Origin of the sequence: Roseibium aggregatum IAM 12614, assembly GCF_000168975.1 — a bacterium.
GTDB lineage: Bacteria > Pseudomonadota > Alphaproteobacteria > Rhizobiales > Stappiaceae > Roseibium > Roseibium aggregatum.
The window spans coordinates 127,502-154,047 of record NZ_AAUW01000015.1 but is presented as its reverse complement, the minus strand read 5'-3'; the positions used below and the strand labels follow the sequence as shown (position 1 = coordinate 154,047).

Below are 26,546 nucleotides of genomic sequence, written 5' to 3'. Positions count from 1 at the left end.
AATGGCAAGATCAAAGTTCCTTTGTGACGCCGAACGCTGCATTGAGTGCAATGCCTGCGTCACGGCCTGCAAGAACGAGCACGAGGTGCCGTGGGGCATCAACCGCCGCCGGGTGGTGACCATCAACGATGGCAAGCCGGGCGAACGGTCGATCTCCGTGGCCTGCATGCACTGCTCGGACGCACCCTGTATGGCGGTGTGCCCGGTGGATTGTTTCTACCAGACCGAAGAAGGCGTGGTTCTTCACTCGAAGGACCTGTGCATTGGCTGCGGCTACTGCTTCTACGCCTGTCCGTTCGGTGCGCCGCAGTTCCCGCAAGCGGGTAATTTCGGTTCGCGCGGCAAGATGGACAAATGCACCTTCTGCGCCGGCGGTCCGGAAGAAAACAACTCCACCGCAGAGTTCGCGAAATACGGCCGCAACCGTATCGCGGAAGGCAAATTGCCCCTCTGCGCGGAAATGTGCTCCACCAAGGCCCTGCTCGCGGGCGATGGGGACGTCGTGTCGGCCATCTACCGTGAACGTGTGGTGGCTCGCGGCTTCGGCTCGGGCGCCTGGGGCTGGGGCACCGCTTACGGCCAGAAAGGCGGCTGATCCTGAAGGGTGAGGACAGTCCGGTTCGCCGGACCGTCCATCACGTATCGGGTCATGCCGGAAAGAAACGTAGGCGGGGCGGCTTTAAGGCCGCCCTGCTCGTCTCCGGTTGCAATCGACAAAGAGGTTTGCGGTCATGAAACGCGTGACTATGGCTTTGCTTGTTCTTCTGGCCTTTCTCGGGGCAGGTCTGGGGACCGGGCTTGCCCAGGATACGTCCGCCGACCGGTCTGCGACCGGCGGCGCGCAGACCCTGGAAGACATCATGAAACGCCAGCGCGGCGAGAAGGTCGACTACGACTTCCGCCGCAACAACACCGGCGATGCGAACGATGCGGCGGCCATGTCCTCGCAGCTCGGCACGCTTGGCGGCGTTTCTGATCCGGAACTCTGGCGCGCGCTGAGATACGGCTCTGCCGACGTGACCACAACGTCCGGCGGCTTCGCGGCGACCGTGCTGATGCAGGACGGCGGCATGCGCTGGCTGGAATGGCGCAAGGGGCCGCTCGCAACCTATGGCGCCTGGCTGCTTGGCGGAACCATTGTGTTGCTGGCTCTTTTCTATCTCATTCGCGGCCGCATCCGCATAGACGGCGAGAAAACCGGCCGCACCATCACGCGATTCAAGGCCATCGAGCGCTTCGGGCACTGGCTGTTGGCGGGCTCATTCGTCCTGCTTGCAATCACCGGTCTGCTGACCCTTTTTGGACGCTTCGTGATCATCCCGTTGATCGGCAAGGAGGCTTTCGCGCCTGCAGCGCATTTCTCCAAGTGGATCCACAACAACGTCGCCTGGGCCTTCATGCTGGGCCTGATCATGGTGTTCGTGATGTGGGTGGCCCATAATATTCCCAACAAGACGGACCTGAAGTGGATCGCGGTCGGTGGCGGGCTGTTCAAGAAGGGCGTGCATCCGCCGGCCAAGAAATTCAACTTCGGCCAGAAGCTGGTGTTCTGGGGCGTGATCGTGCTGGGTGCATCGATTTCTGTTTCCGGGCTGTCGCTGCTGTTCCCCTTCGAAATGCCGATGTTCGCGGCCACCTTCGAAAAGCTCAACGCCCTCGGACTGCCCCAACTGGTCGGGCTCGGCACGTTGCCGACCGAACTTGCGCCGCATGAGGAAATGCAGTTCGCGCAGCTTTGGCACGCCATCGTTGCCTTCGTGATGATGGCGTTGATCCTGGCGCATATCTACATCGGTTCCATCGGCATGGAAGGCGCCTATGACGCCATGGGCTCCGGCGAGGTCGAACTGCAATGGGCGAAGGAACACCACGGCCTGTGGGTGGAGGAAATGAAAGAAGCGGAAAAGCTCGCTGCCGCCAAACATTCTGGCGGTGACAAAGCGGTGCCGGCCGAATAGGCCCAGCCTGAGATGATCGGATCGGTCTGCAGGAAGGAACGGTCGGCTGGAACGCAAAACCTGCCGCGCGGACGCTCCGGCCGCGAGGCTGGGGACGATCCGTGCGGTGGCGCAACTTCCGGGCTGTCATCCCCGCGAAAGCGGGGGCCCGGATGCCTTCATCGCCTGTTGTCCGCACTGGCTGTTTCGCTCGCCCTTTCAACAACGGGTTTTGCTGCCGACTTCCAGACCCTGAAAGGTCATGGGGGCCCGGTCATGGATATCGACGTGTCGCTCCAGACCGGGCAGGTAGCGACCGCCAGCTTCGACAATTCGGTCGGTCTCTGGACAGGCCGGACACCGCAATGGCTGGAAGGTCATGCGGCGGCGGTCAAGGTGGTGCAGTTTCTCGACGGCGGTCATCTGGTTTCGGGGGGAGACGATAACGACCTCATCCTCTGGAGCACCAGCGATGGTTCCCATCAAGTCCTGGAAGGACATACGGCCAAGATCATGGGTCTTGCGGTTTCGCCGGACAAGAGGACGATTGCCAGCGCAAGCTGGGATGCGCGTGTGGGCCTCTGGCCCGTCGACGGCGGCGCACCGCTCTATCTGGCCGGGCACACAGCCGGTGTGAACGCCGTTGCTTTTTCACGGGACGGGCACCAGCTCTATTCTGCTTCGGTCGACGGATCTATCAAGCTCTGGGATCTGGCAACCGGCAGTGAAAAGCGGGTCATCGATCGCAACGGGTTCGGCATCAACGTCATTGCCGTTGGCGGCGAGGGCGAGCGGGAAAGCTGGATTGCCTATGGCTCTCAGGACGGAGTGACGCGGGTCGTCGATATCGAAACCGGCGAGCGGCTGCACGATTTCACCTTCGAGCGCCGCCCGATACTGGCCATGGCCGTCAGCCCGGACGGCTCCCGCCTCGCGACCGGTGACGGCCATGGCTACATTACCGTGTTCGACACAAAGTCCTGGGCGCTGGAAACGGACTTTCGGGCCGCCTTGAAAGGGCCCATCTGGGCGCTTGCCTTTTCGAAAGACGGCGACGTGTTGCATGCGGGCGGCATCGAGAACATCGTCTATTCCTGGCCTCTGGCGGATCTTGCCACGTCCGATCCGATGGCGACCGAGACACCGAAATTCCTGAAGAAGCCGGAAGAAATGTCCAACGGCGAGCGGCAGTTCGCGCGCAAATGCTCCATTTGTCATGCCCTGACCGGCGACACCGCGCGCAAGGCCGGGCCTACGCTTCACAACATCTTCGGCCGGCGTGCGGGCACGGTGCCGGACTATCCCTATTCGGCGACCCTGTCGGGATCTGATATTGTCTGGTCGGAAACGACGATCGATCAACTTTTCCTCGACGGACCGGACCACTATATTCCTGGCTCAAAGATGCCGATGCAGCGGATTGTGGAACAGCAAGACCGCGACGACCTGATAGACTATCTGAAATCGGCGGCGGCGCCATCCGAAGGAGATACCCAATGAAAACCATGCTCATCGCGTTTGCCGCCATCATCGTGATTGCCATCGGTGCCAATCAGGTTCTGGAACATCTGCGCTTCTCAAGCGCCGACTTCACGTCGAGTTCGTCCGTGCGGCTGGGGGAATAACGGAAATCCCGACTTCGACTGGTATAGGAGGCTCCCGCTGCCAGCCTCTCTGCACAGTGGGTTGATTAAGGCGCATGAGCGTCACCTTCCTCAGGTGTACTTTCCAAAACCTCCCCACGATGTCGCACCGGTAAGTGAAGCGCCGATCCGGGGTCCACTCATTCCCAGAGATAGGCCATCGTTGAAGGCTTCCGAAGATTGCTTCAGCCTTTTCGTAATTGGATATACGAGTAGGCCCCGCATCTTCGCATGCGCTCGCTCCGGGTGACGCTGAACCCTTCGGCAGGTCCATCTGCCTTTGGCCAGGCCATAAAAAAATCCCCCTCCTCGTGAGAGAAGGGGGAAGGTCTGAGCGGAGCATGCGACACAGAAATTTATCTGGCTCCGCCCACTTCGAAGTTGAGGTGACGGCTTAGTTGGCTCAGCTCGAGCCCTTGTCCGCATTCGGGAAAAACAGCTGCTGGCCGTCGACCTTGTAATCGGCAATAGCCTGCTGGCCTTCCTTGGAGAGGACCCAGTCGATGAATTCCTGGCCGAGTTCAGCCTTCACATGGGCATGCACTTCCGGGTTGACCAGAATGACGCCGTACTGGTTGAACAGGATCGGGTCGCCTTCCACCGCAACCTTGTAGTCGCCCTTGTTGCCGAAAGAGATCCAGGTAGCGCGGTCGGTCATGACATAGGCGCCCATGCCAGTGCCGGTGTTGAGGGTTGCGCCCATGCCGGAGCCGGTTTCCCGGTACCAGTCGCCCGAGCCTTCGTCAGGGTCGATACCGGCAGTCTTCCACAGGCGAAGCTCTGCCTTGTGCGTGCCGCTGTCATCGCCGCGAGAGGCAAAGGGGGCCTTTGCATCTGCGATTTTCTTCAGGGAGGCGACAACGTCCTTCGAGCCGGCAACGCCTGCCGGATCATCGGCCGGGCCGACGATGACGAAGTCATTGTACATCACGTCGGAACGAGACACGCCGAGGCCGTCAGCGACGAATTTTTCTTCAGACGGTTTGGAATGAACGAACAGGACGTCGCCGTCGCCATTGGCGGCGTTCTTGATGGCCTGGCCGGTGCCGACGGCAACCACGCGCACCTCGATGCCGGTCTTTTCCTTGAAGATCGGCAGGAGATAGTCAAACAGACCCGAATTCTGGGTCGAGGTGGTGGACTGGACGACAATGAACTTGTCTTCCGCGAAGCTCGGCTGACCGGCGAATACGGTCGTCAGGACTACGGCGGCAAGCGCCAGAAATGCTCTTCTGATCAATTTTTTCTCCCGGGGTAATTATTCAGGGACTGGGTGTTGGGTCCAAGGTAAAGACGGCCGTCGCGCCAGGCGCGAACGGGTTCGCTTCTGGGGTTGGTCAGCACCGTCTCAACAGGCCCCGTTTCAACAACGGTGCCATCCTGCAAAAACACCAGATCCTCACCGAGGCGTTTTGCCTGGCCGGCGTCATGGGTCACCAGAACGATGGTGACGCCGCGGGCATTGGCATCCAGAATGAGGGCTTCGATGGCGGCGGTGGAGGCCGGGTCGAGATTGGCGGTGGGTTCGTCGAGAAACAGGAGTTCCGGATCGCAGGCAAGCGCGCGCACCAGAGACAGGCGTTGCTGTTCGCCGCCGGACAGGACGCGGGCCGGACGCCGGGCGAGGTGGCTGAGGCCTGCCGTTTCCAGAGCGCTCCTGACCTTGTCGGCCCGCTTCGCGCCCCGCATGCCGCGCACGGTCAATGCGAACTTGAGGTTGGCGATCACCGACCGGCGCAGCAGCACGGGGCGCTGGAAGACCATGGCCTGAGCGCGCCGGGCGCTGGCGTTCATCCGGCCACCTTGCCACAGGATGGCGCCTTCCAGCGGCTGAAGCAGACCGTGCATCAACCGCAGCAAGAGGCTCTTGCCGGCTCCATTCGGGCCCATGATCAGGGTGCGCGATCCACGGCGGATGGCGACGTCGACGCCGTGCAGCAGCTTTTCGCCACCTGCCGAAAAGCCGAGGCTTCTGACATCCAGCAAGGGATCGTTCACTACCGGGCTGCGGGACAGTGTGGAGGCGGAGCCTGGCGTGTCGAAGGCAGCGTCACGCATAGGCAGCCCTCGCGGCTGAGGCACGCAGGGCCATGACACCGGCATTCACGGCAAAGGCGATCATCAGCAGGATGACGCCAAGCGCCAGGGCAAGCTGGAGATTGCCCTTGGAGGTTTCCAGCGCGATGGTCGTGGTCATCACGCGGGTGACGTGGTTGATGTTGCCGCCGACGATGATGACCGCACCCACTTCGGCTACCGCGCGGCCGAAGCCGGCCAGAGCGACCGTCAGCAGGCTGTAACGGGCGTCCCAGAGCATGGCTGTCAGCCGGTCGAGGGCGCCGACGCCGAGCGAGGCGAATTGTTCCGCATATTCCCGGTTCAGATCCTCGATCACCTGGCGGGTCAGCGCGGCGACGATCGGCGTCACCAGCACCATCTGGGCGATGATCATGGCCGTCTGTGTGTAAAGCAGACGCAGCGGACCGAGCGGGCCCGAGGCCGACAGCACGAGGTAGACGAGCAGCCCGACCACGACGGGCGGAAGACCCATCAGCGCGTTCAGGATGACGGCCACAAGCGCTCTTCCGGGAAACTTGAAAGTGCCGACCGCGGCGCCGAGGGGCAGGCCGATCAGACAGGCCAGAAAGACAGCCGTCAGGGTGACCCGCATGGACAGGCCGATGATCTCCATCAGATCCGGATCCAGCGCGATAACCAGGCCAAGAGCACCGGAAAATGCGCCCCAGAAGCTGTCCATTCTTTGTATTTCTCCCTCGCTTTGGGAAAAAATAACGTAAAACGCCAGAGAATGAAACTCCATGTCCGACATGGATAGGCACAAAAAAGCCGCAGCGGGCTGCGCTGCGGCTTTTATGCGGGCTAGAGATTTTTACCGGCGCGCGGAAATCCTAGTAAAGCCAGCGTGGTAGCCAGGTCGCGAACATCGGGAAGGTCCAGAGGATGGCGACGGCAACAATCTGCAAAACGATGAAGGGCACGACACCCCGGTAGATCTGACCGGTGGTGATTTCCTTCGGTGCCGCGCCCCTGAGATAGAACAGCGAGAAGCCGAATGGCGGGGTCAGGAACGAGGTCTGCAGGTTGATGGCGATCAGCACCGTCAGCCAGATCGGATCGATGTCCATCAGGATCAGCGGCGGGATCAGGACCGGCAGCAAAATCACTGAGATCTCGACGAAATCCAGGAAGAAGCCGAGGACGAAGACGAAAAGCATTGCAAAGATGAGCGCGCCTGTTGGGCCGCCCGGCATTTCCTGAAGAATGGCGTGCACCCGGTCTTCGCCGCCGAGGCCGACAAAGACCAGCGAGAAGAAACTGGCCATCAGGATCGTGGCGAAGATCATCGAGGTCACGGTCAGCGTCGAGAGCATGGAGGCTTTCAACAGTCCGTCCGCGAAAGCCTTCTTCAGAATATGCAGGACTACGCCCATGGAAAACAGCGCAAGACCCGCATAGACGGCTGCAATGATGTAGCCACCGGTGCTGATATCGGAGCGCTGCAGGCGTATCGGCAGGAGCGACGCGGCGACGGCAAGGGTCAGCAGTGCGGCGGTTGCCAGCACGATCAGCTTTGTGGAAACGCCGAGACGGCGCCCTGCCAGCAGGATCGCCCCGACAGCGCCGACCGCAGCCGCCTCGTTTGGCGAGGCGATGCCGCCGAGGATCGAGCCGAGTACGGCGATGATCAAGAGGATCGGCGGCACGATGGCCGCAGCAATCTCACGGCCCGACGGCTGGTCGACATGTTCCGACATGGCCGGTGCGTCATTCGGGAACAGGTAGGCCCGGCCGACGATATAGGCACAGTAGACCGCGACAAGCAGCAGGCCGGGGATCATGGCTGCGGCAAAGGTCTGGCCGACCGAGATCGTCTCGATGGTGAACTTGCCTTGCGCGTATTGCGCCTGCTGGAAGGCATTGGACATGACATCGGCCAGGATGATCAGCAGCGTCGACGGCGGGATGATCTGGCCGAGCGTTCCAGCGGTGCAAACCATGCCGGAGGCAAGTCTCGGGTCGTAGCCGTTGCGCAGCATGGTCGGCAGGGCGATCAGGCCCATGGCAACCACCGTTGCGCCGACAATGCCGGTGGAAGCAGCCAGCAGAGCGCCGACCAGCATCACCGAAACGCCGAGGCCGCCTTTCATGCGGCCGAAGAGGCGGCCCATGGTTTCCAGAAGATCTTCGGCGATGCGGCTCTTTTCAAGGATGACGCCCATCAGGACGAACAGCGGGATCGCGGTCAGCACCGGGTTGGTGAGAACACCGAAGAAACGCTGACCCATGGCGCCCATGAGCTGAATGTTGAAGTCACCCATCATCCAGCCGAGCAGGGCAAAGCCCGTGGCAACGCCCGCGATGGTGAAGGCAACCGGATAGCCCAGCAGGATGAAGGCGATCAGCGCGCCGAACATGATGAGATCGAGGGGAAGGCTCATGCACTGACGCCTTTCAGCTTCTGAACATCGCGGATGAAGGCGGCCACACCCTGGATCAGCAGCAGCACGCAATAGGCTGGAATGAGGGATTTCAAAAGGAAGGAGGCGGGAATACCGCCAACGGAAATCGGACCTTCCAGAATGGCCCAGCTGCCGCGCACGGACGGCCAGGAAAACCAGATCAGAACGACGAGCGCCGGTGTCAGCAGGAACAGGTGGCCGAAGACATCGATCCACGCCTGCGCGCGTTCGCTGTTCCTGGCATAAAAGATGTCGACCCGGACATGGGCGTTGACGAGGAAGGTATAACCAGCGCCGAGCATGAAGATCGCCGCGTGGAAATACAGCACGCCCTCATCCAGAAAGATGAAACTGTAGCCGAAGACATAGCGCATCAGAACGATGGTGAATTGCAGCAGCAGCATCAACAGTGCTGCCCAGCACAGCGTGTTGCCTATCACCGAATTGACACGCTCCAGCGCGCCCGCCAGTTTTTCCATCGCAATCTGTCCTGCTTTCTCGATCCGCTTGCGGCCCCGCTGCCGCCTGCGGGGTAGGTGTCGAAGTCTCTGTTATTGTCATCCCCGCGAAGGCGGGGAACCAGTAACCGTTGACCTCAATGCTGAACACCGCTCGGCTGCGGTATACTGGATCCCGGATCTGCGCTTCGCTCCGTCCGGGATGTCAAGTGGAGGGGTGCCATTGATGGGCACCTTCAAACCTCCTGGCCTCTCCACAGTTTCAAACCTCTCGGATATTCGTCATTGCAGGGCTCGACCCTGCAAACCATGCCGTTACCTCGAAACGACCTCAGGGGTGGAGAGGAAACGGAATGGATCCCATGGTCGAGCCATGGGATGACGAAAGCAGGGGCAACGTGATTTGTCCATTTGCCAAGTCACGAGGAAGACCCATCCCCATCCCCACCCACAGCCTCATCCTGAGGAAGCGCGAAGCGCTGTCTCGAAGGATCGGTCACACGTGCCGGAACAAAGGTGACGATCTGTCCAGACAGGCCACTGGTTCCCCTCAGGCGAACGAAAGGGATGATAAAACGCCGCCACATCGGGGAAAGCACGTTTCCCCGATGTGGGTGTGACGAGTGCCCGATCAGTCGTAGTTGTAGTCGAGCATCCGCGCGTTCATCTGGCCGTTGTCGGCGTAGGGCATGTACTCGCGCATCAGCTTGCGGTAGGCGAGGAAGCTCTCGGTGATGCGTTTCACCAGTTCGTCTTCGTCCGCACGCAGGTCGGCGATGACTTCACCGGCGGCATTGCCCATGGCGACAATGACGTCGTCCGGAAGCTTCCTCACCATCACGCCGTGATCGTTGACCAACTGGGTCAGCGCCTGGGCATGCTTGGTGTTGTATTCCGTCAGAACGTCGTTGTAGAGGCTGGCGCAGGCACGCTGCACGGCTTCCTTCAGGTCGTCCGGCAGAGCGTTGTAGGCTTCCAGGTTGACAGCACATTCTTCCGCGGAAGACGGCTCGCCGACGCCCGGCCAGTAGTAGTTCTTGGCGATCTGGTAGTAGCCGAGCGCGCTGTCGGTCCACGGGCCGATGAACTCGCCGGCATCGAGTGCGCCGGACTGAAGCGCCTGGAACATGGCCGGGCCGCTCATGGCCTGAACCGCCATGCCGAGCTTGGAGCACATTTCCGAAGCCAGACCGGTAGAGCGGAACTTCATGCCCTTCAGGTCGTCGACGCTGTTGATCTCGTTGCGGAACCAGCCCGCCCACTGCGGACCGGAGTTGCCGCAGAGGAATGGCTTCAGGTTGAAGCGGGCATAGATTTCGTCATAGAGCGCCTGGCCGCCACCATGGATCATCCAGCCGGCCTGTTCTGGAGCAGTCAGACCGAAAGGCTGCGAACCGAACAGCAGGATGCCCTTGGACTTGGAACCCCAATAGGAGGGAACCGCGTGGTAAAGCTCGGCCGTGCCCTGGCCGACGGCATCGAACACGCCGTTGCCCGGCACGATTTCGCCGGCGGCAAAGAGTTTCACCTCGATGCGGCCACCCGACAGCGCGGTGATGCGGTCAGCCAGCATCTGGGCGGCGACGCCCGGTCCCGGCAGGTTCTTCGGCCATGCGGTGACCATGCGCCACTGGTGCACGTCCTGTGCGATGGCAGGCGCGGCCAGGGTGGAGGCCGCAACGGCGGCGGTGCCGGTGGCGCCGGCTTTCAGAAAATCACGTCTCTTCATGGTATTACCCCTCAGTCAAAGGAATGGATCGGAGTGTCCCGCCGTGCTTGGTTATTCTCCCAGGATCAACATGCTTTCATGTTTGAACAGGAAAGCAGAAAGTTGAACGCACGATAATTGCCGGGTCATCTTTCTGCGTCCATCAGGACGCAGGATGACCCAGTATAGCCGGCAGGTTAAGCCCCTGTTCTTTCGCGCAGTCGAGCGCGATCTCGTAGCCGGCATCCGCGTGACGCATCACGCCCGTTGCCGGATCGTTCCACAGCACCCGGCCTATCCGCCGGTCGGCATCTTCCGTGCCGTCACAGCAGATGACCATCCCCGAGTGCTGGGAAAAGCCCATGCCGACGCCGCCGCCATGGTGGAGCGAAACCCAGGTTGCGCCGGATGCGGTGTTGAGCAGGGCGTTCAGAAGCGGCCAGTCGGAGACGGCGTCGGAGCCGTCCTTCATGGCTTCGGTCTCGCGGTTGGGCGAAGCGACCGAGCCGCTGTCCAGATGGTCGCGGCCGATCACGATCGGGGCCTTCAGCTCGCCGTTGCGGACCATTTCGTTGAAGGCAAGGCCGAGGCGGTGGCGCTGGCCAAGGCCGACCCAGCAGATGCGTGCCGGCAGGCCCTGGAAGGAAATACGCTCGCGCGCCATGTCCAGCCAGTTGTGCAGGTGCTGATCGTCCGGGATCAGTTCCTTCACCTTGGCATCGGTCTTGTAGATATCCTCCGGATCGCCGGAGAGTGCGCACCAGCGGAACGGGCCGATGCCGCGGCAGAACAGCGGGCGGATGTAGGCTGGAACGAAACCCGGGAAGGCGAAGGCGTTTTCCAGGCCTTCTTCCTTGGCCACCTGACGGATGTTGTTGCCGTAATCGAGCGTCGGCACACCCATGTTCCAGAAGTCTACCATGGCAGCGACATGCACCTTCATCGAAGCACGCGCGGCCTTTTCAACGGCCTTCGGATCGGTCTCGGCCTTGGCGCGCCATTCTGCAACGGTCCAGCCCTGCGGCAGGTAGCCGTTGAGCGGGTCGTGGGCGGAGGTCTGGTCGGTGACGATGTCCGGCTTCACGCCGCGCTTCACCAGTTCGGAAAACACATCGGCGGCGTTGCCGATGAGGGCCACGGACTTGGCTTCGCCTGCCTTGGTCCAGCGGTCGATCAGGGCGAGGGCCTCGTCGAGGGAATGGGTCTTTTCATCGACATAGCGGGTGCGCAGGCGGAAGTCGGCGCTCTTCTCGTCGCATTCGACGGCAAGGCAGCAAGCGCCTGCCATGACGGCTGCCAGCGGCTGGGCCCCGCCCATGCCGCCGAGACCGCCGGTCAGGATCCAGCGGCCCTTCAGGTTGCCTTCGTAGTGCTGGCGGCCGGCTTCCATGAAGGTTTCATAGGTGCCCTGCACGATGCCCTGCGTGCCGATGTAGATCCAGGACCCGGCGGTCATCTGGCCGTACATGGCCAGGCCCTTCTTGTCCAGCTCGTGGAAATGATCCCAGTTGGCCCAGTTCGGCACCAGGTTGGAATTGGCGATCAGAACGCGCGGAGCGTCCTTGTGGGTCTTGAAGACACCGACAGGCTTGCCGGACTGCACCAGCAGCGTCTCGTCTTCCTCAAGGGTCTTCAGGCTTGCGACGATGCGGTCAAAATCGTCCCAGGTGCGCGCGGCGCGGCCGATACCGCCGTAGACGACCAGCTCGTGCGGGTTCTCAGCCACATCCGGATGAAGGTTGTTCATCAGCATGCGCAGCGGAGCTTCGGTCAACCAGGATTTGGTGTTGAGCTCTGTGCCGGTGGGCGGGAAAACGTCGCGGGCGTTGTGGCGGCGATCAGTCATTGTTCGCTCCCTGGGTGTTGTTCTGGAATAAGGCGGGCGCGAGGGTTTCCAGCGCGCTCAGGATGTCCTTGAGATGGACCCGAAGCCGGTCGGCCTTAGTCTCGTCATAGGCAAAGGGCGTGTCTTCGGTTGCGAGATGGGTCTTCTGGGTGAGCTCCATCTGGATGGCATGAAAGCCTTCAGCCGGCCGGCCGTAATGCCGTGTCGTCCAGCCACCCTTGAAGCGGCCGTTGAGGATCGACGTGTAACCTTCCGCTGCTTCCGTCCGGCTAACGACGGCAGCTTCAATGGCACTGGCGCAGGTCGTGCCATTGTTGGAGCCGGTGTTGAAGTCCGGCAGCGTGCCTTCGAACAGGAACGGCACGACCGAACGGATCGAGTGGCAATCGTAGAGAATGGCAACGCCGTGTCTGGCCCGCACCCGTTCCAGTTCCGCCAGAAGGGCAGCGTGGTAAGGGGCGTGCCAGGCAAGGCGCCGCGCTTCGATCTCGTCGGTCTCCGGTTCTTTGCCGGCGTGGTAGATGGGACGTCCGTCGAAATCGGTTGTCGGGCAAAGGGTCGTGGTGTTCTGCCCAGGATAAAGGCTGACACCTTCCGGATCGCGATTGGCGTCGATCACGTAGCGGTGGAAGTTGGCCTTCACCATGGTCGCGCCGGGCAGGAGGCCGGAATAAAGCCGGTCCACATGCCAGTCGGTATCGGCCAGTTTCAGGCCGGTGTCGTTGAAGCGGGCCCTGATGTCGTCCGGAACGAAGGTGCCTGCATGGGGCACCCCGAGGACGACCGGGCCGTCTCCGCGAATGACGTCAACCGGCTGCATGGGTGTCTCCCAGTGTGATCATGTGGCCTGCTGAAATTGCCGAGACCAGCTTGCGGCTGCGGATCAGGCCGGCGGCCGTTTCAAGGTCCGGTGCCATATAGCGGTCCTTTTCCAGCGAGGGGACGACGCTACGAAGAGCATTCATCACCGTTTGCAGGCACGCGCTGGTCTTCAGCGGGGCGCGGTGCTCGATGCCTTCGGTGGCACACAGCAGTTCAACTCCCAGGATCTGGCTGAGGTTGGCGTTCATGCGGGCAAGGCGGCGGGCACCGTGGGCTGCCATGGAGACATGGTCTTCCTGGTTGGCGCTGGTTGGGGTGGAATCCGTCGAGCACGGATTGGCGAGATGCTTGTTCTCGCTCATCAGGGCGGCGGTGGTGACTTCCGCGATCATCATGCCGGAGTTCAGGCCCGGATCCTTGGCCAGGAACGGCGGCAGGTCGAACGACAGCGTCGGGTCGACCATCAGCGCAACACGGCGCTGGGAAATCGCGCCGAGTTCGGCAATCGCCAGTGCAATCTGGTCGGCGGCAAAGGCGACGGGCTCGGCGTGGAAGTTGCCGCCGGAAACGATCCGGTCGGCATCGATCAGCACCAGCGGATTGTCGGTTGCCGCATTGGCCTCGATCTGAAGCGTGCGGGCCGCCATGCGCAAAAGGTCGACACAGGCGCCGGCCACCTGCGGCTGGCAGCGGATGCAGTATGGGTCCTGCACGCGGGTATCGCCTTCCCGGTGGCTTTCGCGAATTTCCGAGCCGTCCATGATGGCGCGCATGGCGCTTGCCACCTCGATCTGGCCGCGATGGCCGCGCAGTTCATGAATTTCCGGCAACAGCGGCGCCGTCGAGCCCATGATGGCGTCGGTGGAAAGGCTGGCGGTCATCAGGGTTGCTTCGGCCAGGCGCCAGGCGTCGAACAGGCCGGTGAGCGCGCAGGCGGTCGAAAACTGCGTGCCGTTGATCAGGCCGAGACCTTCCTTTGGGCCAAGCACGACCGGGGTCAATCCCGCCTTGGCAAGGGCTTCGCCGCCGGGCATGCGGGTGCCATCGAAGTCGGCTTCGCCTTCACCAATCAGGACGGCGGTCATGTGGGCCAGCGGGGCAAGATCGCCGGATGCGCCGACGGAGCCTTGCGAGGGCACCATTGGCCTGACGTTCCTTTCCAGGCAATCCTCGATCAGCTTCATCACTTCGAAGCGCACGCCAGAAGCGCCGCGGCCGAGCGAGAGCAGCTTCAGCACCATCATCAGGCGGGTGGTGGTCTTGTCGAGCGGTTCGCCGACGCCGCAGCAATGGGAGAGGATCAGGTTCCGTTGCAGGGTTGCCGTGTCTTCCGGGGCGATCTTGACGCTGGCCAATTTACCGAAGCCGGTGTTGACGCCGTAGACAGCGTCGCCACCCTGCGCGGCCTTGGCGACACGTTCGGAGGCAAGGTTGATTGCAGCTTCCGCCGCACGGTCGATGCGCACCGGCAGCTCTTCGCGGTAGATGCGTTCCAGATCCGCCAGGGTCACGGAGCCCGGTGTCAGGGTGAGGGCGCTCATTCAGAGCCTCCGAATATGCGTTTGAAGAGGGAGTTGAAGCCGATCCGATAGGAAAGCTCAGCCGGGTGGCTGACGTTCCACACGGCGAGATCCGCCCGCTTGCCGGGGGTCAGCGTGCCGTGATCATCAAGACCAAGCGCCCGGGCGGCTTCGCGGGTGACACCGGCCAGCGCTTCCTCCGGTGTCATGCGGAACAAGGTGCAGCCCATGTTCATGGTCAGGAGCAGCGATGTGAGCGGCGAGGATCCCGGATTGCAGTCAGTAGCAAGGGCAACGGGCACCTTGTGCTTGCGCAGCAGATCGAGCGGCGGATACTGCGTTTCGCGTAAAGTGTAGAAGGCGCCCGGCAAAAGCACGGCAACAGACCCGCTTTCGGCCATCGCCTTGACGCCTGCTTCTTCCAGATACTCCAGATGGTCGGCGGATAGTGCGCCATAGGAAGCGGCCAGCGCCGCGCCGTTCAGGTTGGACAACTGCTCTGCATGCAGCTTCACCGGCAGGCCGATCTGCTTGGCCTTGTCGAACACCTTGCCGATCTGTTCGGGTGAAAAGGCGATGCCTTCGCAAAACCCGTCGACCGCATCCACCAGACCTTCGGCGTGGGCGGCTTCCAGCGCCGGCAGGCAGACCTTTTCCAGATAGAGGTCGGCCTTGTCCTTGTATTCGGCCGGAATGGCATGGGCGCCCAGGAAACTGGTCTTCACGGTGATCGGGCGCAGTTTGCCGATCTTGCGGGCGGTACGCAGCATGCGCAGCTCGGTTTCCCGGTCGAGGCCGTAGCCGGACTTGATTTCAATGGCGGTGACGCCCTCTGCGATCAGCGCATCGACGCGGGGCAGGGCGGCTTCCAGAAGCTGCTTTTCGCTGGCAGCGCGCGTTGCCTTGACCGTGGAAACGATGCCGCCACCGGCGCGGGCGACTTCCTCGTAACTTGCGCCCTCAAGGCGCATTTCGAATTCGCGTGCCCGGTCGCCGCCGAAAACAACGTGGGTATGGCAATCGATCAGCCCCGGGGTCACCAGCCGGCCGTCGAGGTCATCCGCGTTGAGCGAGGCGTAGTGCGACGGCAGGTCGGCGGCCTTGCCGATCCAGGAGATCCGGCCGCCCTCAATCACCAGAGCGCCGTCCTCAATCAGGCCGTAGGGCTCTCCGTTGGCGGTGAGCGTTGCCAGCTTGGCGTTCGTGAGGAGGCGTTTCAGCACGTCCATCTCCGGCTTGATTAGATTGCGTTATAAGATAATATGCATGCACATATTAACGTGTCAACGGAGGAAAAGACGGTATGTCGACAGTTTCGGGCGCGACGGTTTTTGCGGAAAAGGCGCTTCTGGCCGATGGCTGGGTGGAAAATGTCGCTGTCTCGATCGGGCCGGACGGCCGGATCGGCTCCGTTGAACGCGGCGCCCAGCCGAAGGGCGCGCGCGTCGGCATTCTTCTGCCGGCCCCCGTCAACCTGCACAGCCATGCCTTTCAGCGGGCGATGGCCGGCATGAGCGAGCGGCGCGGCAGCGAAGGCCGCGACAGCTTCTGGACCTGGCGCCAGATCATGTTCCGCTTTCTGGACGCCCTGACGCCGGAAGACGTGGAGGCGATTGCCGCCTTCGTGCAGATGGAAATGCTGGAGGCAGGTTATGCCGCCGTTGGCGAGTTCCACTATCTGCACCATCAGCCGGGCGGTGCGCCCTACGCCAATCTGGCGGAAATGTCCGAACGCATCATGGCGGCGGCAAGCGACACCGGCATCGGCCTTACGCACCTGCCGGTTCATTATCAGTACGGCGGCTGCGACGGGCGCCCGCTGGCTGCCGGGCAGATCCGTTTCGGCAATGATTTCGATCGTTTCCAGAAACTGCACGAGCTTGCGTCTCATGCGCTCAAGGCCCTGCCGGAGGACGCGGTCATCGGCGTTGCCCCGCATTCGCTCCGCGCCGTGGACGCAGACAGTCTGAAGAAGGCCGTTGCCCTTGCCGGTGGCAATCCGCTGCACATGCATCTTGCCGAGCAGATCCCGGAGGTGGACGAGGTTCTGGCGGCCACGGGGCAGCGCCCGGTGCAATGGCTGCTCGCCAACCACGCCGTTTCCGAAAACTGGTGCCTGATCCACTGCACGCAGATGACCCCGCAGGAGACCGCCGGCCTTGCCGCGACCGGGGCCGTTGCGGGGCTTTGCCCGATCACCGAATCCAGCCTTGGCGACGGGATCTTCGACGGTGTCGACTATCTGGCCGCCGGCGGACGGTTCGGTGTCGGTTCGGATTCCAACATCCGCATCGCGCTTTCCGAAGAGCTGCGCACGCTGGAATATTCCCAGCGCCTGCGCGACACCTGTCGGGCTTCTGTCGCGACAAAGGAAAAATCCACCGGCCGGGTCTTGTTCGATGGCGTGGTTGCTGGCGGTGCGCAGGCCGCGGGGCGTCAGGCAGGCAGCATCTCGGAAGGTGCGCTCGCCGATCTCGTCGCGCTGGATGGCAGCGCCATCGACCTGGAAGGTCGGGACGGCGATGAAATTCTGGATGCCTGGATCTTTGCCGGTGACGACCGGATGGTCGCGGACGTCTGGTCTGCCGGCCGGCATGTTGTTTCCGGCGGAAACCATGTAAAAGGCAACGCCATCCGCGCGAAATACCGGGCCACCATGGCTTCGCTGCGCGCCCGGCTTTAAAGACTGGCTTTGAAGAACGACTTGAACAGGTAAGACGACTTGACGCTGGCGGACACAAATTCCTGGACGGGGATACGCGAAGAGCTTCTTCGCCGGATCCATGACCGGATCTGGCAGCCGGGAGAGCAGATCCCCCACGAGGCCGATCTTGCCGAAGAGTTCGGCTGCGCCCGCACCACCGTCAACCGGGCCCTCAGGGATCTGGCTGAAAGCGGCCTGGTGGTGCGCAAGCGCCGGGCGGGAACGCGGGTCGCACTCAACCCGCCCCAGCGCGCAACACTCACCATCCCGATCCTGCGCGAGGAAGTCGAAGCCCTCGGCCGCACCTACCGGCACAGCCTGCTGGAACGGGACTTTCGCCCCCTGCCGCCGATGCTGCACGGCGCGTTCCAGGTCAGCCTCGGTGCGGACGTCCTGTTTCTAAAGACGCTGCACTTTGCCGATGACCGGCCTTACGTCTTCGAGGAACGCTACATCAACCTGGAAGCGGCCCCCGCGGCCCGCGACATGACGTTCGAGGACGTCAGCGCCAACGAATGGCTGGTCCACAACGCGCCCTACAGCCACGGCGACATTTCCTTCTTCGCCGTCAATGCCGACAAGACCCTGTCCCGCAAACTGGACGCCTCCACGGGCGCTGCCCTCTTCGCCATGGAACGCATCACCTGGACCGGCCCCCTGCCGATCACCCACGTCCGCCTGATCTTCGCCCCCGGCTACCGGATGCGGACGGAGATCTGAGGGAGAGAAGGGGCGTTCTCTTGCTCTCTGGACTGTGGCAGGGATAGCTGCCTAGGGGCTGGGAGTGGACTGGCGGGTTTCGGTTCGTTCGACAAAAAAGCAGACGTTCACGCAAATTGGACGCACTATCGCTAACGGCCCAATGTATGTACCGGCTGCTGTTCGCAAATGATTTATATGAGGCCGTTTCTGTCAATAGGGTTGCAAAGCACCATCACCCGCAGAGCGCGAGTGCTAATACGTTATAGTTCGGACGGTTCGATCGTTGCGCGACGGTCATGCGGATATGCCCGCATCAACTTATATCCGGTAGCTCCATGACGGCTGACCACAATCTTGCATTCACGCGGACGGATCGGGGACGGGTTCACACTTTTTGCCGGCGCTCCGAGGGTGCGCCAATCGTTGACACGACGCCCGTCATCCCGCCCTCAGACCTCTGGCCGGAGGTCTGAAGCTCTTTCGTTCTTCAGTTTATGCCATGGTTGGTGACAGTCGTGCCCTCTCTGGCAGAACGCCTGTTTCCACGTAGCGCCACAGCACAATGGCAAGCTTGCGGGCCAGTGCGATCAGCATAATCCGGCGCATGCGGCCGCCCTGGCCTTGTGTTCGAGTCAGATACCAGCGCGAAAGGGGACTGTCTGGCTGATATTTGATCCAGAGCCAGGCGATCTCAATCAGAATGCGCCGTGCCCACGCGTTGCCAGCCTTGGAAATGCCTTGGCATTTGGTCACAGTTCCGCTGTCGTATGCGCTCGGTGTCAGGCCAAGATACGACGCCAAATGGCGGCGCGATGCGAACGTTCGTGCAAAGACTTCGCGGGCAAGAATGGCGGAGGCTGTTCCGCCGATACCATGAAGCTGCTCAAGATCCAGTCGCTTCTGTTCGACTGCTGGGGACTGCGCATCGGCTGTGTCGCGCTCCTTCTCGACCTCACGCAGTTGATCTTCGACCATGATCAGGCGGGCATATTCGCGCTTTAATTCCGCGAGAAGACGTCGTGGGAGCCTGTGTCCCTCCGCTGTCTGGAGTTGGGTGAAGTCAATGCGGTTTCGGCGCTGCCTTGGTTCAACGTCACGAATGCCCTGGGCAAAGAGCAGCCCCTTGATCCGGTTGACGTGGGCTGTGCGCTCATGGATGAGCCTGTCCCGCTCGCGATGTGACCTGCGTGCGTCTTCTTCTTCGACGCTCAATATGCGCACTTGCGCGCAGACATGACGTTCCCCGCGATCAAGTGCTGCCAGCGCCCTGAGCATCGCCAAAGCATCGATACGATCCGTCTTGACCCGTCGCGCCCGGCGATTGACCTGCAGGCTTGCTGGATCGAGCACGCGAACATCAAAGCCTTGGGCGATCAGAAAGCGGGCAAGCCAGAAACCGTCATGCCCGGCCTCAAAGCAAATGATCATACGCCCACTGCTGTGTGTAGCGGCCAGTCGTCGAAGAAGCCCCTTCGTGTCACCACCAGAAAGTCGATGTATCGACGGCTTGTCGCGGTCCGGATGGGCGATGCCGACGATCCAGCTGCGCTTGCTGAGCTCAATCGCTACGTAGGCCGTCGAGTTTGCGTCGTGATACTGATCCATAGTGTGCCTCCCGTATCAAATTAACGCGGTCAGCCTATCCGAGAGCCAGAGCCGCTCTCATAGGATCTTTTTAGCATGTTCTCGGAAGTCGCTCATATGTATCCGGCCTATTGATCGACACGCGGGTCGTGGCCTTGTTGGGGTTACGCACGCGCCTTGATCTAATTAGCGGCAAGGTCCAAGTTGACCGAAAGGGCCGTCAGACTCTGGGGGCGTAATTATTCCGTTCCATGCTTTCTATCTATCGCGAACTCCTTTGGGCCGATCCGGCCTAAACGCCGATGGCGACCTCGTCTCTTGGCGCATCAAACGCCGATTTGTGTCTCAGGATGCTCCAAGCCATTCTGGCCAGCTTATTCGCCAGAGCGACCGCGAGCTTGTTTCGGTTCATCCTCTCCGCCGCTTTGGTCAACCACCCGCCGAAACTGAAATCCGGCCACCTGTTTGTTCTCATCAGAATGACCTTGGCGGCTTGGACGAAGAGCATTCGAAGGTATCGGCTGCCTCGTTTGGTGATACGTCCGAGGACCGTTCGCCCACCGGTACTGTATTGACGAGGCACTAGCCCAACCCAGGCCGCAAAGTCGCGACCTCGCTCAAATGCTTCACCTGTGCCGACAGCTGCAACCATAGCCGTCGAGATCATTGGGCCAATGCCGGGGATGGTCATGACGTTGACGCAGTTCTCTTCGGTTCGGCTGATTTGTTCGATCTCCTTCGAAACCGTGTCGATCCGCTCGTCCAGCCATAGCCAATCGCCATAGAGCCCGATTAAAATCGTGCGCATGCGCGGTGAAATCTCGTCCTCGCGTTCCTTCAGGATCGCTTCGAAGGAGTTTTTCAGGGCGCGCAAACCCTTGCGCACCGTGATGCCCTGCTCGATCAAAAAGGCGCGGATCTGGTTGATCGTTGCCGTCCGGCGCGACACCAGACGCGAACGAACGCGATGGAGCGCCTGCAAGTCGAGCTGCTCCTGACTCTTCTCAGGAACGACGGTCAAGTTGGGACGCAATGCTGCTTCGGCAATCGCTTCCGCATCGTTGTAATCGTTCTTCTGCCCTTTGATGAAAGGCTTCACGTAGATCGCAGGAATGATCCGAGGTTCGAAGCCCATCTTACGCAGAGACCGGCTCACGAAATGGGCGCTCAGGCACGCCTCCATCCCGACGATACATCGCGGCAGCTTCTCGAATACCGCAATTAACGCCAGGCGTTTGATCTGCCTTCGCAAAACAAGCTGCCCGTCCGTATCGAAACCAACGACGTGAAACGTGTCTTTGCCAATATCGATGCCAATCGACATCAGCTCATCAAAGTCTGTCTTCGCCATGCTACTTCTCCATCATGCAGAAATAGGCCAAGCCTAACCTGCTGGGTGAAGCAGCCGGTACATCCCATTAGCCGACATTCACCCGCTGATAGAATGCTGCGACGCAACCCGTTGAAGTCGCCATTCGCTGCGTCTGCAAAGACAGTTGTCTGCCAGATTCTGCGAATCCAGGTTCGAACCAGCACAACCCATCTACCGCTTACTTGCCCCTCTCAAAGCCCGATCATTTGCGCGAGCTCGCGCACCGACAGGAGCAGGATCAAAGCACCAACCATCAGCATTATCGGGCGGTCGGGCATGTGCTTGACAACAAGCGCCGCCAGGGGCGCGGCGAGCACACCGCCGACGATCAGACCCAGGATGATCGGCCAGAGCTCCAGCCCGACCGTCAGCACAAAGGTGCCGGAGATTGCGAGCGTGACCAGAAACTCGCTCGCGTTCGTCGAGCCGATCGCCGTGCGCGCGGCGCCGCCCTGACCGATCAGGCTCGAGGTAACGATCGGGCCCCACCCTCCCCCACCGATCGAGTCAAGAAGTCCGCCGGCAAGACCGAGCGCTGGCAGCATACGTGGCTCAGCGGGAGGCCGTTGTTTGCGGAACGCGGCTTTGGCCACGATCCATAAACCCATGATCGCGAGGTAAATGGCGATGACCGGTCTCACCTTGTCGCCGTCAATGAAGGAAAGGACCATGGCGCCGCAAAAGCCGCCAATCGCACCAGGGATGGCGAGCCGGGCGACCATGTTCCATCGCACGTTTCCAAACCGCCAATGCGAAAGCGCTGAAGCCCCGGTCGTGAACACTTCCGCCGCGTGCACGCTGGCACTGGCCGTCACCGGCGGAAATCCGAGTCCGAGGAGCACGGCCGTGCTCGCGAGGCCGTAGGCCATGCCGATGGCGCCATCGATGAGCTGCGCGGCGAAACCAACGGCCACGAAGAGAAGAAAGTCTGACATCTCGGGAATTGACCTCTTTATCGCCGATCACGAACGCCGCGGCACCTTCGGAACAGTCCGGCAATTTGAGATGCCGGTTGTGGGATGAGGTGGCAGGTCGATCACAGTCGGCTGCGGCGTGCTCGCTCGCGGTACAAACAGGGATATCAACATGCCCCCGCAGATGAGGAGGAGTGTGATTGCAAGTGACAGAGACGGCGGGAATTTCTCCCAGTCGAAGAGATCGGCAACAAAAATCTTGCTGCCGATAAAGACCAACACCAGGGACAGCGCGTATTTCAGATAGGTGAACCGATCCATCATCACGGCCAGAACGAAATAGAGAGCCCGAAGACCAAGGATCGCGAAGATGTTGGATGTGTAGACGATATAGGGGTCCGTGGTGATCGAGAAGATGGCGGGGATCGAGTCGACCGCGAAAATCAGATCGGTGAATTCAACGGTCACCAGAGCCAGGAGCAGCGGCGTTGCCAGGAACCGAGAACCGGACCGCACGAAGAACCGGTCTCCATGAAGACTTGCGGTCAGAGGAAGCCATTTGCGCAGCATTCGCTGGACCGGGTTTGCGGCCACGTCACATTCGCGCTCGCAATTGAACAGCATTTTCACGCCGGTAAAGACGAGGAATGCCGCAAACAGGTAGAGGACCCATTCGAACCTGGAAACGATTGCCGTGCCGGCGCCAATCATCAGCCCTCGCAGCACGATGACACCCAGGATCCCGTAAATGAGGACCCTGTGCTGGTACTGCTTGGGGATCGCGAAGAAGGAAAAGATGACGGCGATGACGAAGACGTTGTCGAGAGACAGGCTCTTTTCGACGACGAAACCCGTTAGATACATGGCGGCTTCACGCGCACCGAGCATCAGCCAGATCCATAGGCTGAAGAGCAATCCGAGGCTTATGTAGAACGCTGAAAGGAGCAGGCTTTCCCGTATGCCTATCTCGTGGGGGCGGCGATGGAGCACGCCCAAGTCGAAGGCCAGCAAAGCGAGCACGAGCGCGAGGAAGACTCCCCACATCCATACCGCTTCACCCATCACCTCGCTCAGCAACAGGTTCATGATTGGTGTTCCGCCAGCGCCAACGTCTGACACCGAGCACGGAACAAGGCTGGTTTGCCGTGCAGCGTGCGCCTGGATCGCGCGGAAGGCAGGTAGGGCGCGAATTTTGACATTACAAGTAGACCTCAAGCACGGTCTAAATTTTTTCATTAGAAACGCTCAGGTATATAAGATAATTTAAGAATATTTTCTCCTTTTTCTGAGGTGCAGGAAGCAAACACGGCGCTTTTGAGGCGAAAGTTGTCGCCGAATAAATATTTTTAGTCTAGTTGCCAGCGGTTGTGGAACGCATACGATCAGCAGCGATCCGAACAGCGACCGCGCTGGTGCTCAGCTCGCTCCAGGCGATCGCCACGGTGTCTTTCCGGCCCGCCCAGGCCGCGGCCGGATCTGGATTGAAGATCATGTCCCTGAAATTCGAAGATGAAGATTTCGTCGACCGCCGCCGGGTAATCACTGCGAGCAGTCTGTTCAGCGTGGCGTGCGCCACCATACTCATTAACACTCTGATCCTCGTATTCGCCTTCCTGATGGTGTGGGCCATAGGTGGGTACCTGATGCTGTCCGGCCCGCTCCTGCTTGTCTTGGTGGCGTTGATTTCGGGGCCTACGGCGTGGCTCTGCGTGAGAGTTGGCTTTATCGCCTTCGAAGCCGAAACCAACCCTGAAAACAACCAACCATGAACGGCCAAATTTTAGGCAAAACGTTCGCTTTGGGAGGCCTGGCATTCGCCAAAGCATCGTCAAGTCCCGTCGGCGATCTGACAACCGACATTGCCCGCACCGGACAGGAAGTCGAACAACCTGGATACGACGACTGGAGAAGCCTTGTCTTCCCCGAAGGCTATCAGACATGGGTGCTCGTAGGTGCCAGGAAGATGGACCATCAAAGGTTTTAGTCTGTACCGGGCTTCGTCAGCATCCCTAATACGCAGACAATACCGCCGGTCTCCAGTTTGGACGCTTAGCAGGCAACCGTTGCGCTCATATCAGAGTTTGGAAACTATAATTCCACAAGCCACGCCTTATGCAAATCCGGCCCGAACCTGCCATTGGTCATGCTCTCAATCAATGGCGGCTTCGCGTCCTAAAGACGGTCGTTGCAGTCAGTTTTGTTTCTGTCTGAAAGCAGACATGAATTTCGCGGCCGCGCCCGAAGCAGTCGGCCACGCTATTCAAACCGAAGGTACCTACACCGGTGAGTCAGCGTGAGGTAGCTGCCCGCGCAGGGCCGCGACGAGCGCGGCTTCAGCGGGGGCCGTCAGGTCCATCGCGCCGACAATCCTCTCGAGTAGAAATGCGCCTCGTGAATTGCCGGCCGAGGCAAGATCGGGCCACTGCCCCCTCATTTGGGCGGCGACCACATGCGCATAGGTCTCCACCTGGGAGAGGTCGGCGCGCAGTTTCTTACGATCCTGGTCGAGGTTATAGAGCGCGAACAGGTCAGGGCCGATATTGCCGGTCGAGATGTCCTGCAGCGCCAGTCGCATGCGAAGCGCAAGCAACTCGGGCTGGGCTAGGCGGTAAGGTGAAAGGGCGAGTGCTTGCCAGGCTTCCGGCGTCCAATTGTCGTGGTCTGGATCCCTTCGGGAGAAAAACGTCATGACCACGTCCGGAACCGGATCGCAAAGCTGGACGAGTGCGAGGGCAACGGGTCCCATGGTCGGCGTCTCGTCGTCGGGGTGCCAGACCGGTTGCACGGTTCCGCTCGTCCGCTCTAGCCACGCTAATAGCAGCGTTTCCAGCGCCGTGCGCGCGGCCTGCGAGCCGTCTCGGACAAGGATATCGCAGAACTCCATCTCCTCGATTGGCTTGCCACGATGAAAAAGAGCCGGGGCCCAGCGGTTGTCGACGACGATCTCATCGAAGTTCGCGCGCAATTCGGGCGCGAGCTTTTCGAGGCCAACGACGATCTGCGCAGGCGCGCGTCCATCGATGGTAATGTAGCCTGGTCGGATGGCGCGGGTGAGGCGGTCCGCGGACGCCGATTCCTTCGCGTACTGTTGGTGGTCGGTGATCACACGGATCGGCAGTTGTCGAGTTCCCTCCAGATTGTGGAAACCGAAGTCGGTGCTTTCGGGCAGATCGAACTCGAACCGTGCTGAATAGTAATCGACTGCGAAGGAGCGGTTTCCGAGCGGGATCAACTGGGCGTCCTGCCTGCTCCAATCAAAGCCGTGACTCGGGTGCGGTGGATCCCTGACCTCGAACGCCACACCAGGACCTTGTGCGAAAGAGATTTCGCGCACAATGCCGTTGCGGCCAAGCACGACGACCCTGTCGGGATCAGAGGTCCACACCACTGCCATGACGGGCGTCCTGGCGTGAAAACCCCAGCCTCTGATGAAATGGCTCAGGAACCATTTCTGGCGGTTAGACAGGTCGGCCCAGGGGATCTCCTGTGGCGTGCCAGGCTGCACCTCAAGCAGCTGACGCATCACCGGACCGAAGAGCAGAGGATCGGCGACCCTGCCGAATCCCGGTCGAAAAGCCGGCCGCGTCGCCGCGGTTTCACGCGGAACGAAGTAGGCGTCCTCGGCTCGCTTTTGGGCGCTGGTTTGCCATTCCGCTCGGCGCCCGGACAGGACCGCGAGCAAACCGGGCATGACGAGGTCGATCTCAGGCCAGAGCGTCTCCGCGTCTGCCGGCGTGAGCCGGGCACTCGTCGGATGCATGATGCCGTCGTCGCGGAATGCATGAAAGGTGGTGACGCCCTTGCGGATGGGCTGTTTGCCGGCAATGTCCCAAAGTTCGAGCCCGTAGGCCCAGGAACGCTCAGTGCCCCTGCGACCGAAGACTCGCGCCAGTGCTCCACCTTCAGGACGGTCTTTAGCCGGACTGGCAATTGGGCTTGCCGAATGTAACACCGCCAGCCGACCGTCGGGGCTGATGGCACGAACCTCGAAATGGCATTGCGAAATCTGCTCCATGACGTTACGGAATGGACGAAAGTCGATGCGCGCGGCATCAAGGTCGAGCTCGGCGATGCCGACTGTCCACTGGAAGAAGCTGGACGACAGCGGTTTCCCGTCGCTGTGTTCCCAGACGAAGTCTGGACCCCTTTCGTTGTATTCGATCGGCATGACAACGCGGCCATCGGCACGAAAGGCTGGGCGCAAGCGCTTTGAGAACCGCATCTGGCACAGGGGCGCATCTACATAAGGCAGGTCGACTAGCCGGAGACGCTGTTTTTGCAACTCCTCAGCCGTGCGATGGACGAGGTTGTAGCCACCATCGGCGCTGCGTTCGGCGAGATTAAACGTCAGCGCCTCCGTCAGCGACGGCAGATCGACGACCCCGATCCTGCCAGGTTTTGCGGCCCATGCGACGGCACGGCCGCCGTCCGGCGAGACGACGATCCCCTCAGGCTGAAAGGAAAGACGCGCTCGCGCGACGACTTCCCGCCGATGCAGATCGAGCAGCGCAATACCGCCTTTGCGCGAGATCAGAACACAAAGGTGATCGCCCGCAAAGGCGAAGTCCTCAACGACTGCGTCGGCGAAGACCGCCAACTTGTACTCGACTCCGCCGGAATCTCGCACGGCGATTGCGCCGCCGAGATAAGCATTCACTAACCGGACAACATACAACATTGATCATTTCCAAACGATTAGGTGCGCGCGGCTCTTGCTACCGACATGTAGTGGAATCCGATTAATTTTCCTGATCGACTGTAAGAGTTGTTGATCTACTCCGTCAGCGCAACCGCCACGCTCCCGAGCAATAGCAATCCGAAGCTTTGGCGGGCCACCTTAACTCTCGTTCTCTCG

At 61.0% G+C, this 26,546-nt stretch carries 22 protein-coding genes; 7 read left to right on the top strand and 15 right to left on the bottom strand.

The genetic code is table 11. From position 1 onward, the window contains the following. Position 1: 1 nt before the first annotated feature. From fdh3B to SIAM614_RS33325, 4 genes are all read left to right on the top strand, one after another. Positions 2-595 carry a formate dehydrogenase FDH3 subunit beta gene (gene fdh3B / locus SIAM614_RS20080; RefSeq protein WP_006937368.1) on the top strand — a complete coding sequence of 198 codons (594 nt, stop codon included), beginning with the start codon at positions 2-4 and terminating at the stop codon, positions 593-595. A gap of 136 nt (positions 596-731) precedes the next feature. Continuing rightward, positions 732-1,958, top strand: coding sequence for a formate dehydrogenase subunit gamma (locus SIAM614_RS20075; RefSeq protein ID WP_040440650.1), 1,227 nt, complete (start codon positions 732-734; stop codon positions 1,956-1,958). 12 nt (positions 1,959-1,970) lie between these two features. Then, the gene (locus SIAM614_RS20070) at positions 1,971-3,437 is read left to right on the top strand and encodes a c-type cytochrome (RefSeq protein WP_006937364.1); all 1,467 of its coding nucleotides are present in this window, start codon (positions 1,971-1,973) and stop codon (positions 3,435-3,437) included. Continuing rightward, complete coding sequence (locus tag SIAM614_RS33325; protein ID WP_006937362.1) at positions 3,434-3,562, top strand: hypothetical protein; 129 nt, start codon at positions 3,434-3,436, stop codon at positions 3,560-3,562. The genes SIAM614_RS20070 and SIAM614_RS33325 overlap by 4 nt, the downstream gene beginning before the upstream one ends. Positions 3,563-3,983: 421 nt before the next feature. Here the strand turns inward: SIAM614_RS33325 and SIAM614_RS20065 are convergent, their stop codons facing one another. From SIAM614_RS20065 to hutI, 10 genes are all read right to left on the bottom strand, one after another. Further along, positions 3,984-4,820 (bottom strand): substrate-binding domain-containing protein, encoded by an 837-nt coding sequence (locus tag SIAM614_RS20065; protein WP_006937360.1) that lies wholly within the window; start codon positions 4,818-4,820, stop codon positions 3,984-3,986. Continuing rightward, on the bottom strand, positions 4,817-5,638 hold the full coding sequence (locus SIAM614_RS20060) for an ATP-binding cassette domain-containing protein (protein WP_006937358.1): 822 nt from the start codon (positions 5,636-5,638) through the stop codon (positions 4,817-4,819). Before SIAM614_RS20060 ends, SIAM614_RS20065 begins: the two co-directional genes overlap by 4 nt. Further along, on the bottom strand, positions 5,631-6,338 hold the full coding sequence (locus SIAM614_RS20055) for an ABC transporter permease (RefSeq protein ID WP_006937357.1): 708 nt from the start codon (positions 6,336-6,338) through the stop codon (positions 5,631-5,633). The genes SIAM614_RS20060 and SIAM614_RS20055 overlap by 8 nt, the downstream gene beginning before the upstream one ends. A gap of 151 nt (positions 6,339-6,489) precedes the next feature. Next, positions 6,490-8,040: a TRAP transporter large permease gene (locus SIAM614_RS20050; RefSeq protein ID WP_006937356.1), complete on the bottom strand. Its 1,551-nt coding sequence runs from the start codon at positions 8,038-8,040 to the stop codon at positions 6,490-6,492. Next, positions 8,037-8,540, bottom strand: a complete 504-nt coding sequence (locus tag SIAM614_RS20045) for a TRAP transporter small permease subunit (RefSeq protein ID WP_006937355.1) — start codon at positions 8,538-8,540, stop codon at positions 8,037-8,039. The genes SIAM614_RS20050 and SIAM614_RS20045 overlap by 4 nt, the downstream gene beginning before the upstream one ends. Before the next feature lie 610 nt (positions 8,541-9,150). Beyond that, positions 9,151-10,248: a TRAP transporter substrate-binding protein gene (locus SIAM614_RS20040; RefSeq protein ID WP_006937354.1), complete on the bottom strand. Its 1,098-nt coding sequence runs from the start codon at positions 10,246-10,248 to the stop codon at positions 9,151-9,153. 142 nt (positions 10,249-10,390) lie between these two features. After that, a complete protein-coding gene (gene hutU / locus SIAM614_RS20035) occupies positions 10,391-12,073 on the bottom strand; it encodes a urocanate hydratase (protein WP_006937352.1) in 1,683 nt (560 codons plus the stop codon). Beyond that, the gene (gene hutG / locus SIAM614_RS20030; RefSeq protein ID WP_006937351.1) at positions 12,066-12,893 is read right to left on the bottom strand and encodes an N-formylglutamate deformylase; all 828 of its coding nucleotides are present in this window, start codon (positions 12,891-12,893) and stop codon (positions 12,066-12,068) included. Before hutG ends, hutU begins: the two co-directional genes overlap by 8 nt. Continuing rightward, positions 12,880-14,436, bottom strand: a complete 1,557-nt coding sequence (hutH, locus tag SIAM614_RS20025; protein ID WP_006937350.1) for a histidine ammonia-lyase — start codon at positions 14,434-14,436, stop codon at positions 12,880-12,882. Before hutH ends, hutG begins: the two co-directional genes overlap by 14 nt. Next, entirely contained in the window at positions 14,433-15,644 is a 1,212-nt protein-coding gene (gene hutI, locus SIAM614_RS20020; RefSeq protein ID WP_006937349.1) for an imidazolonepropionase, read from the bottom strand. Before hutI ends, hutH begins: the two co-directional genes overlap by 4 nt. 74 nt (positions 15,645-15,718) lie before the next feature. Between hutI and SIAM614_RS20015 the strand changes: the two genes are divergently transcribed. Next, on the top strand, positions 15,719-17,098 hold the full coding sequence (locus SIAM614_RS20015) for a formimidoylglutamate deiminase (protein ID WP_006937348.1): 1,380 nt from the start codon (positions 15,719-15,721) through the stop codon (positions 17,096-17,098). Between the two features lie 39 nt (positions 17,099-17,137). After that, positions 17,138-17,839: a GntR family transcriptional regulator gene (locus SIAM614_RS20010; protein ID WP_006937347.1), complete on the top strand. Its 702-nt coding sequence runs from the start codon at positions 17,138-17,140 to the stop codon at positions 17,837-17,839. A 474-nt stretch (positions 17,840-18,313) separates the two neighbouring features. On the opposite strand, the gene SIAM614_RS20005 is transcribed toward SIAM614_RS20010, so the two are convergent. The 4 genes from SIAM614_RS20005 to SIAM614_RS19990 all read right to left on the bottom strand — a co-directional run bounded on the left by SIAM614_RS20005 (position 18,314) and on the right by SIAM614_RS19990 (position 22,777). Further along, positions 18,314-19,426, bottom strand: a complete 1,113-nt coding sequence (locus SIAM614_RS20005; RefSeq protein WP_006931135.1) for an IS110 family RNA-guided transposase — start codon at positions 19,424-19,426, stop codon at positions 18,314-18,316. Positions 19,427-19,697: 271 nt separating this feature from the next. Further along, entirely contained in the window at positions 19,698-20,756 is a 1,059-nt protein-coding gene (locus SIAM614_RS20000; protein WP_006937346.1) for an IS110 family RNA-guided transposase, read from the bottom strand. A gap of 212 nt (positions 20,757-20,968) precedes the next feature. Beyond that, positions 20,969-21,712, bottom strand: a complete 744-nt coding sequence (locus SIAM614_RS19995; protein WP_006937345.1) for a sulfite exporter TauE/SafE family protein — start codon at positions 21,710-21,712, stop codon at positions 20,969-20,971. Positions 21,713-21,739: 27 nt separating this feature from the next. Next, on the bottom strand, positions 21,740-22,777 hold the full coding sequence (locus tag SIAM614_RS19990; protein ID WP_006937344.1) for a TerC family protein: 1,038 nt from the start codon (positions 22,775-22,777) through the stop codon (positions 21,740-21,742). Positions 22,778-23,181: 404 nt separating this feature from the next. On the opposite strand from SIAM614_RS19990, the gene SIAM614_RS19985 reads away from it, so the two are divergent. After that, complete coding sequence (locus SIAM614_RS19985; RefSeq protein WP_006937342.1) at positions 23,182-23,460, top strand: hypothetical protein; 279 nt, start codon at positions 23,182-23,184, stop codon at positions 23,458-23,460. 506 nt (positions 23,461-23,966) lie between these two features. Here SIAM614_RS19985 and SIAM614_RS19975 read toward each other — a convergent pair. After that, on the bottom strand, positions 23,967-26,369 hold the full coding sequence (locus SIAM614_RS19975) for a YncE family protein (RefSeq protein WP_157139972.1): 2,403 nt from the start codon (positions 26,367-26,369) through the stop codon (positions 23,967-23,969). Between the last annotated feature and the right edge of the window lie 177 nt (positions 26,370-26,546).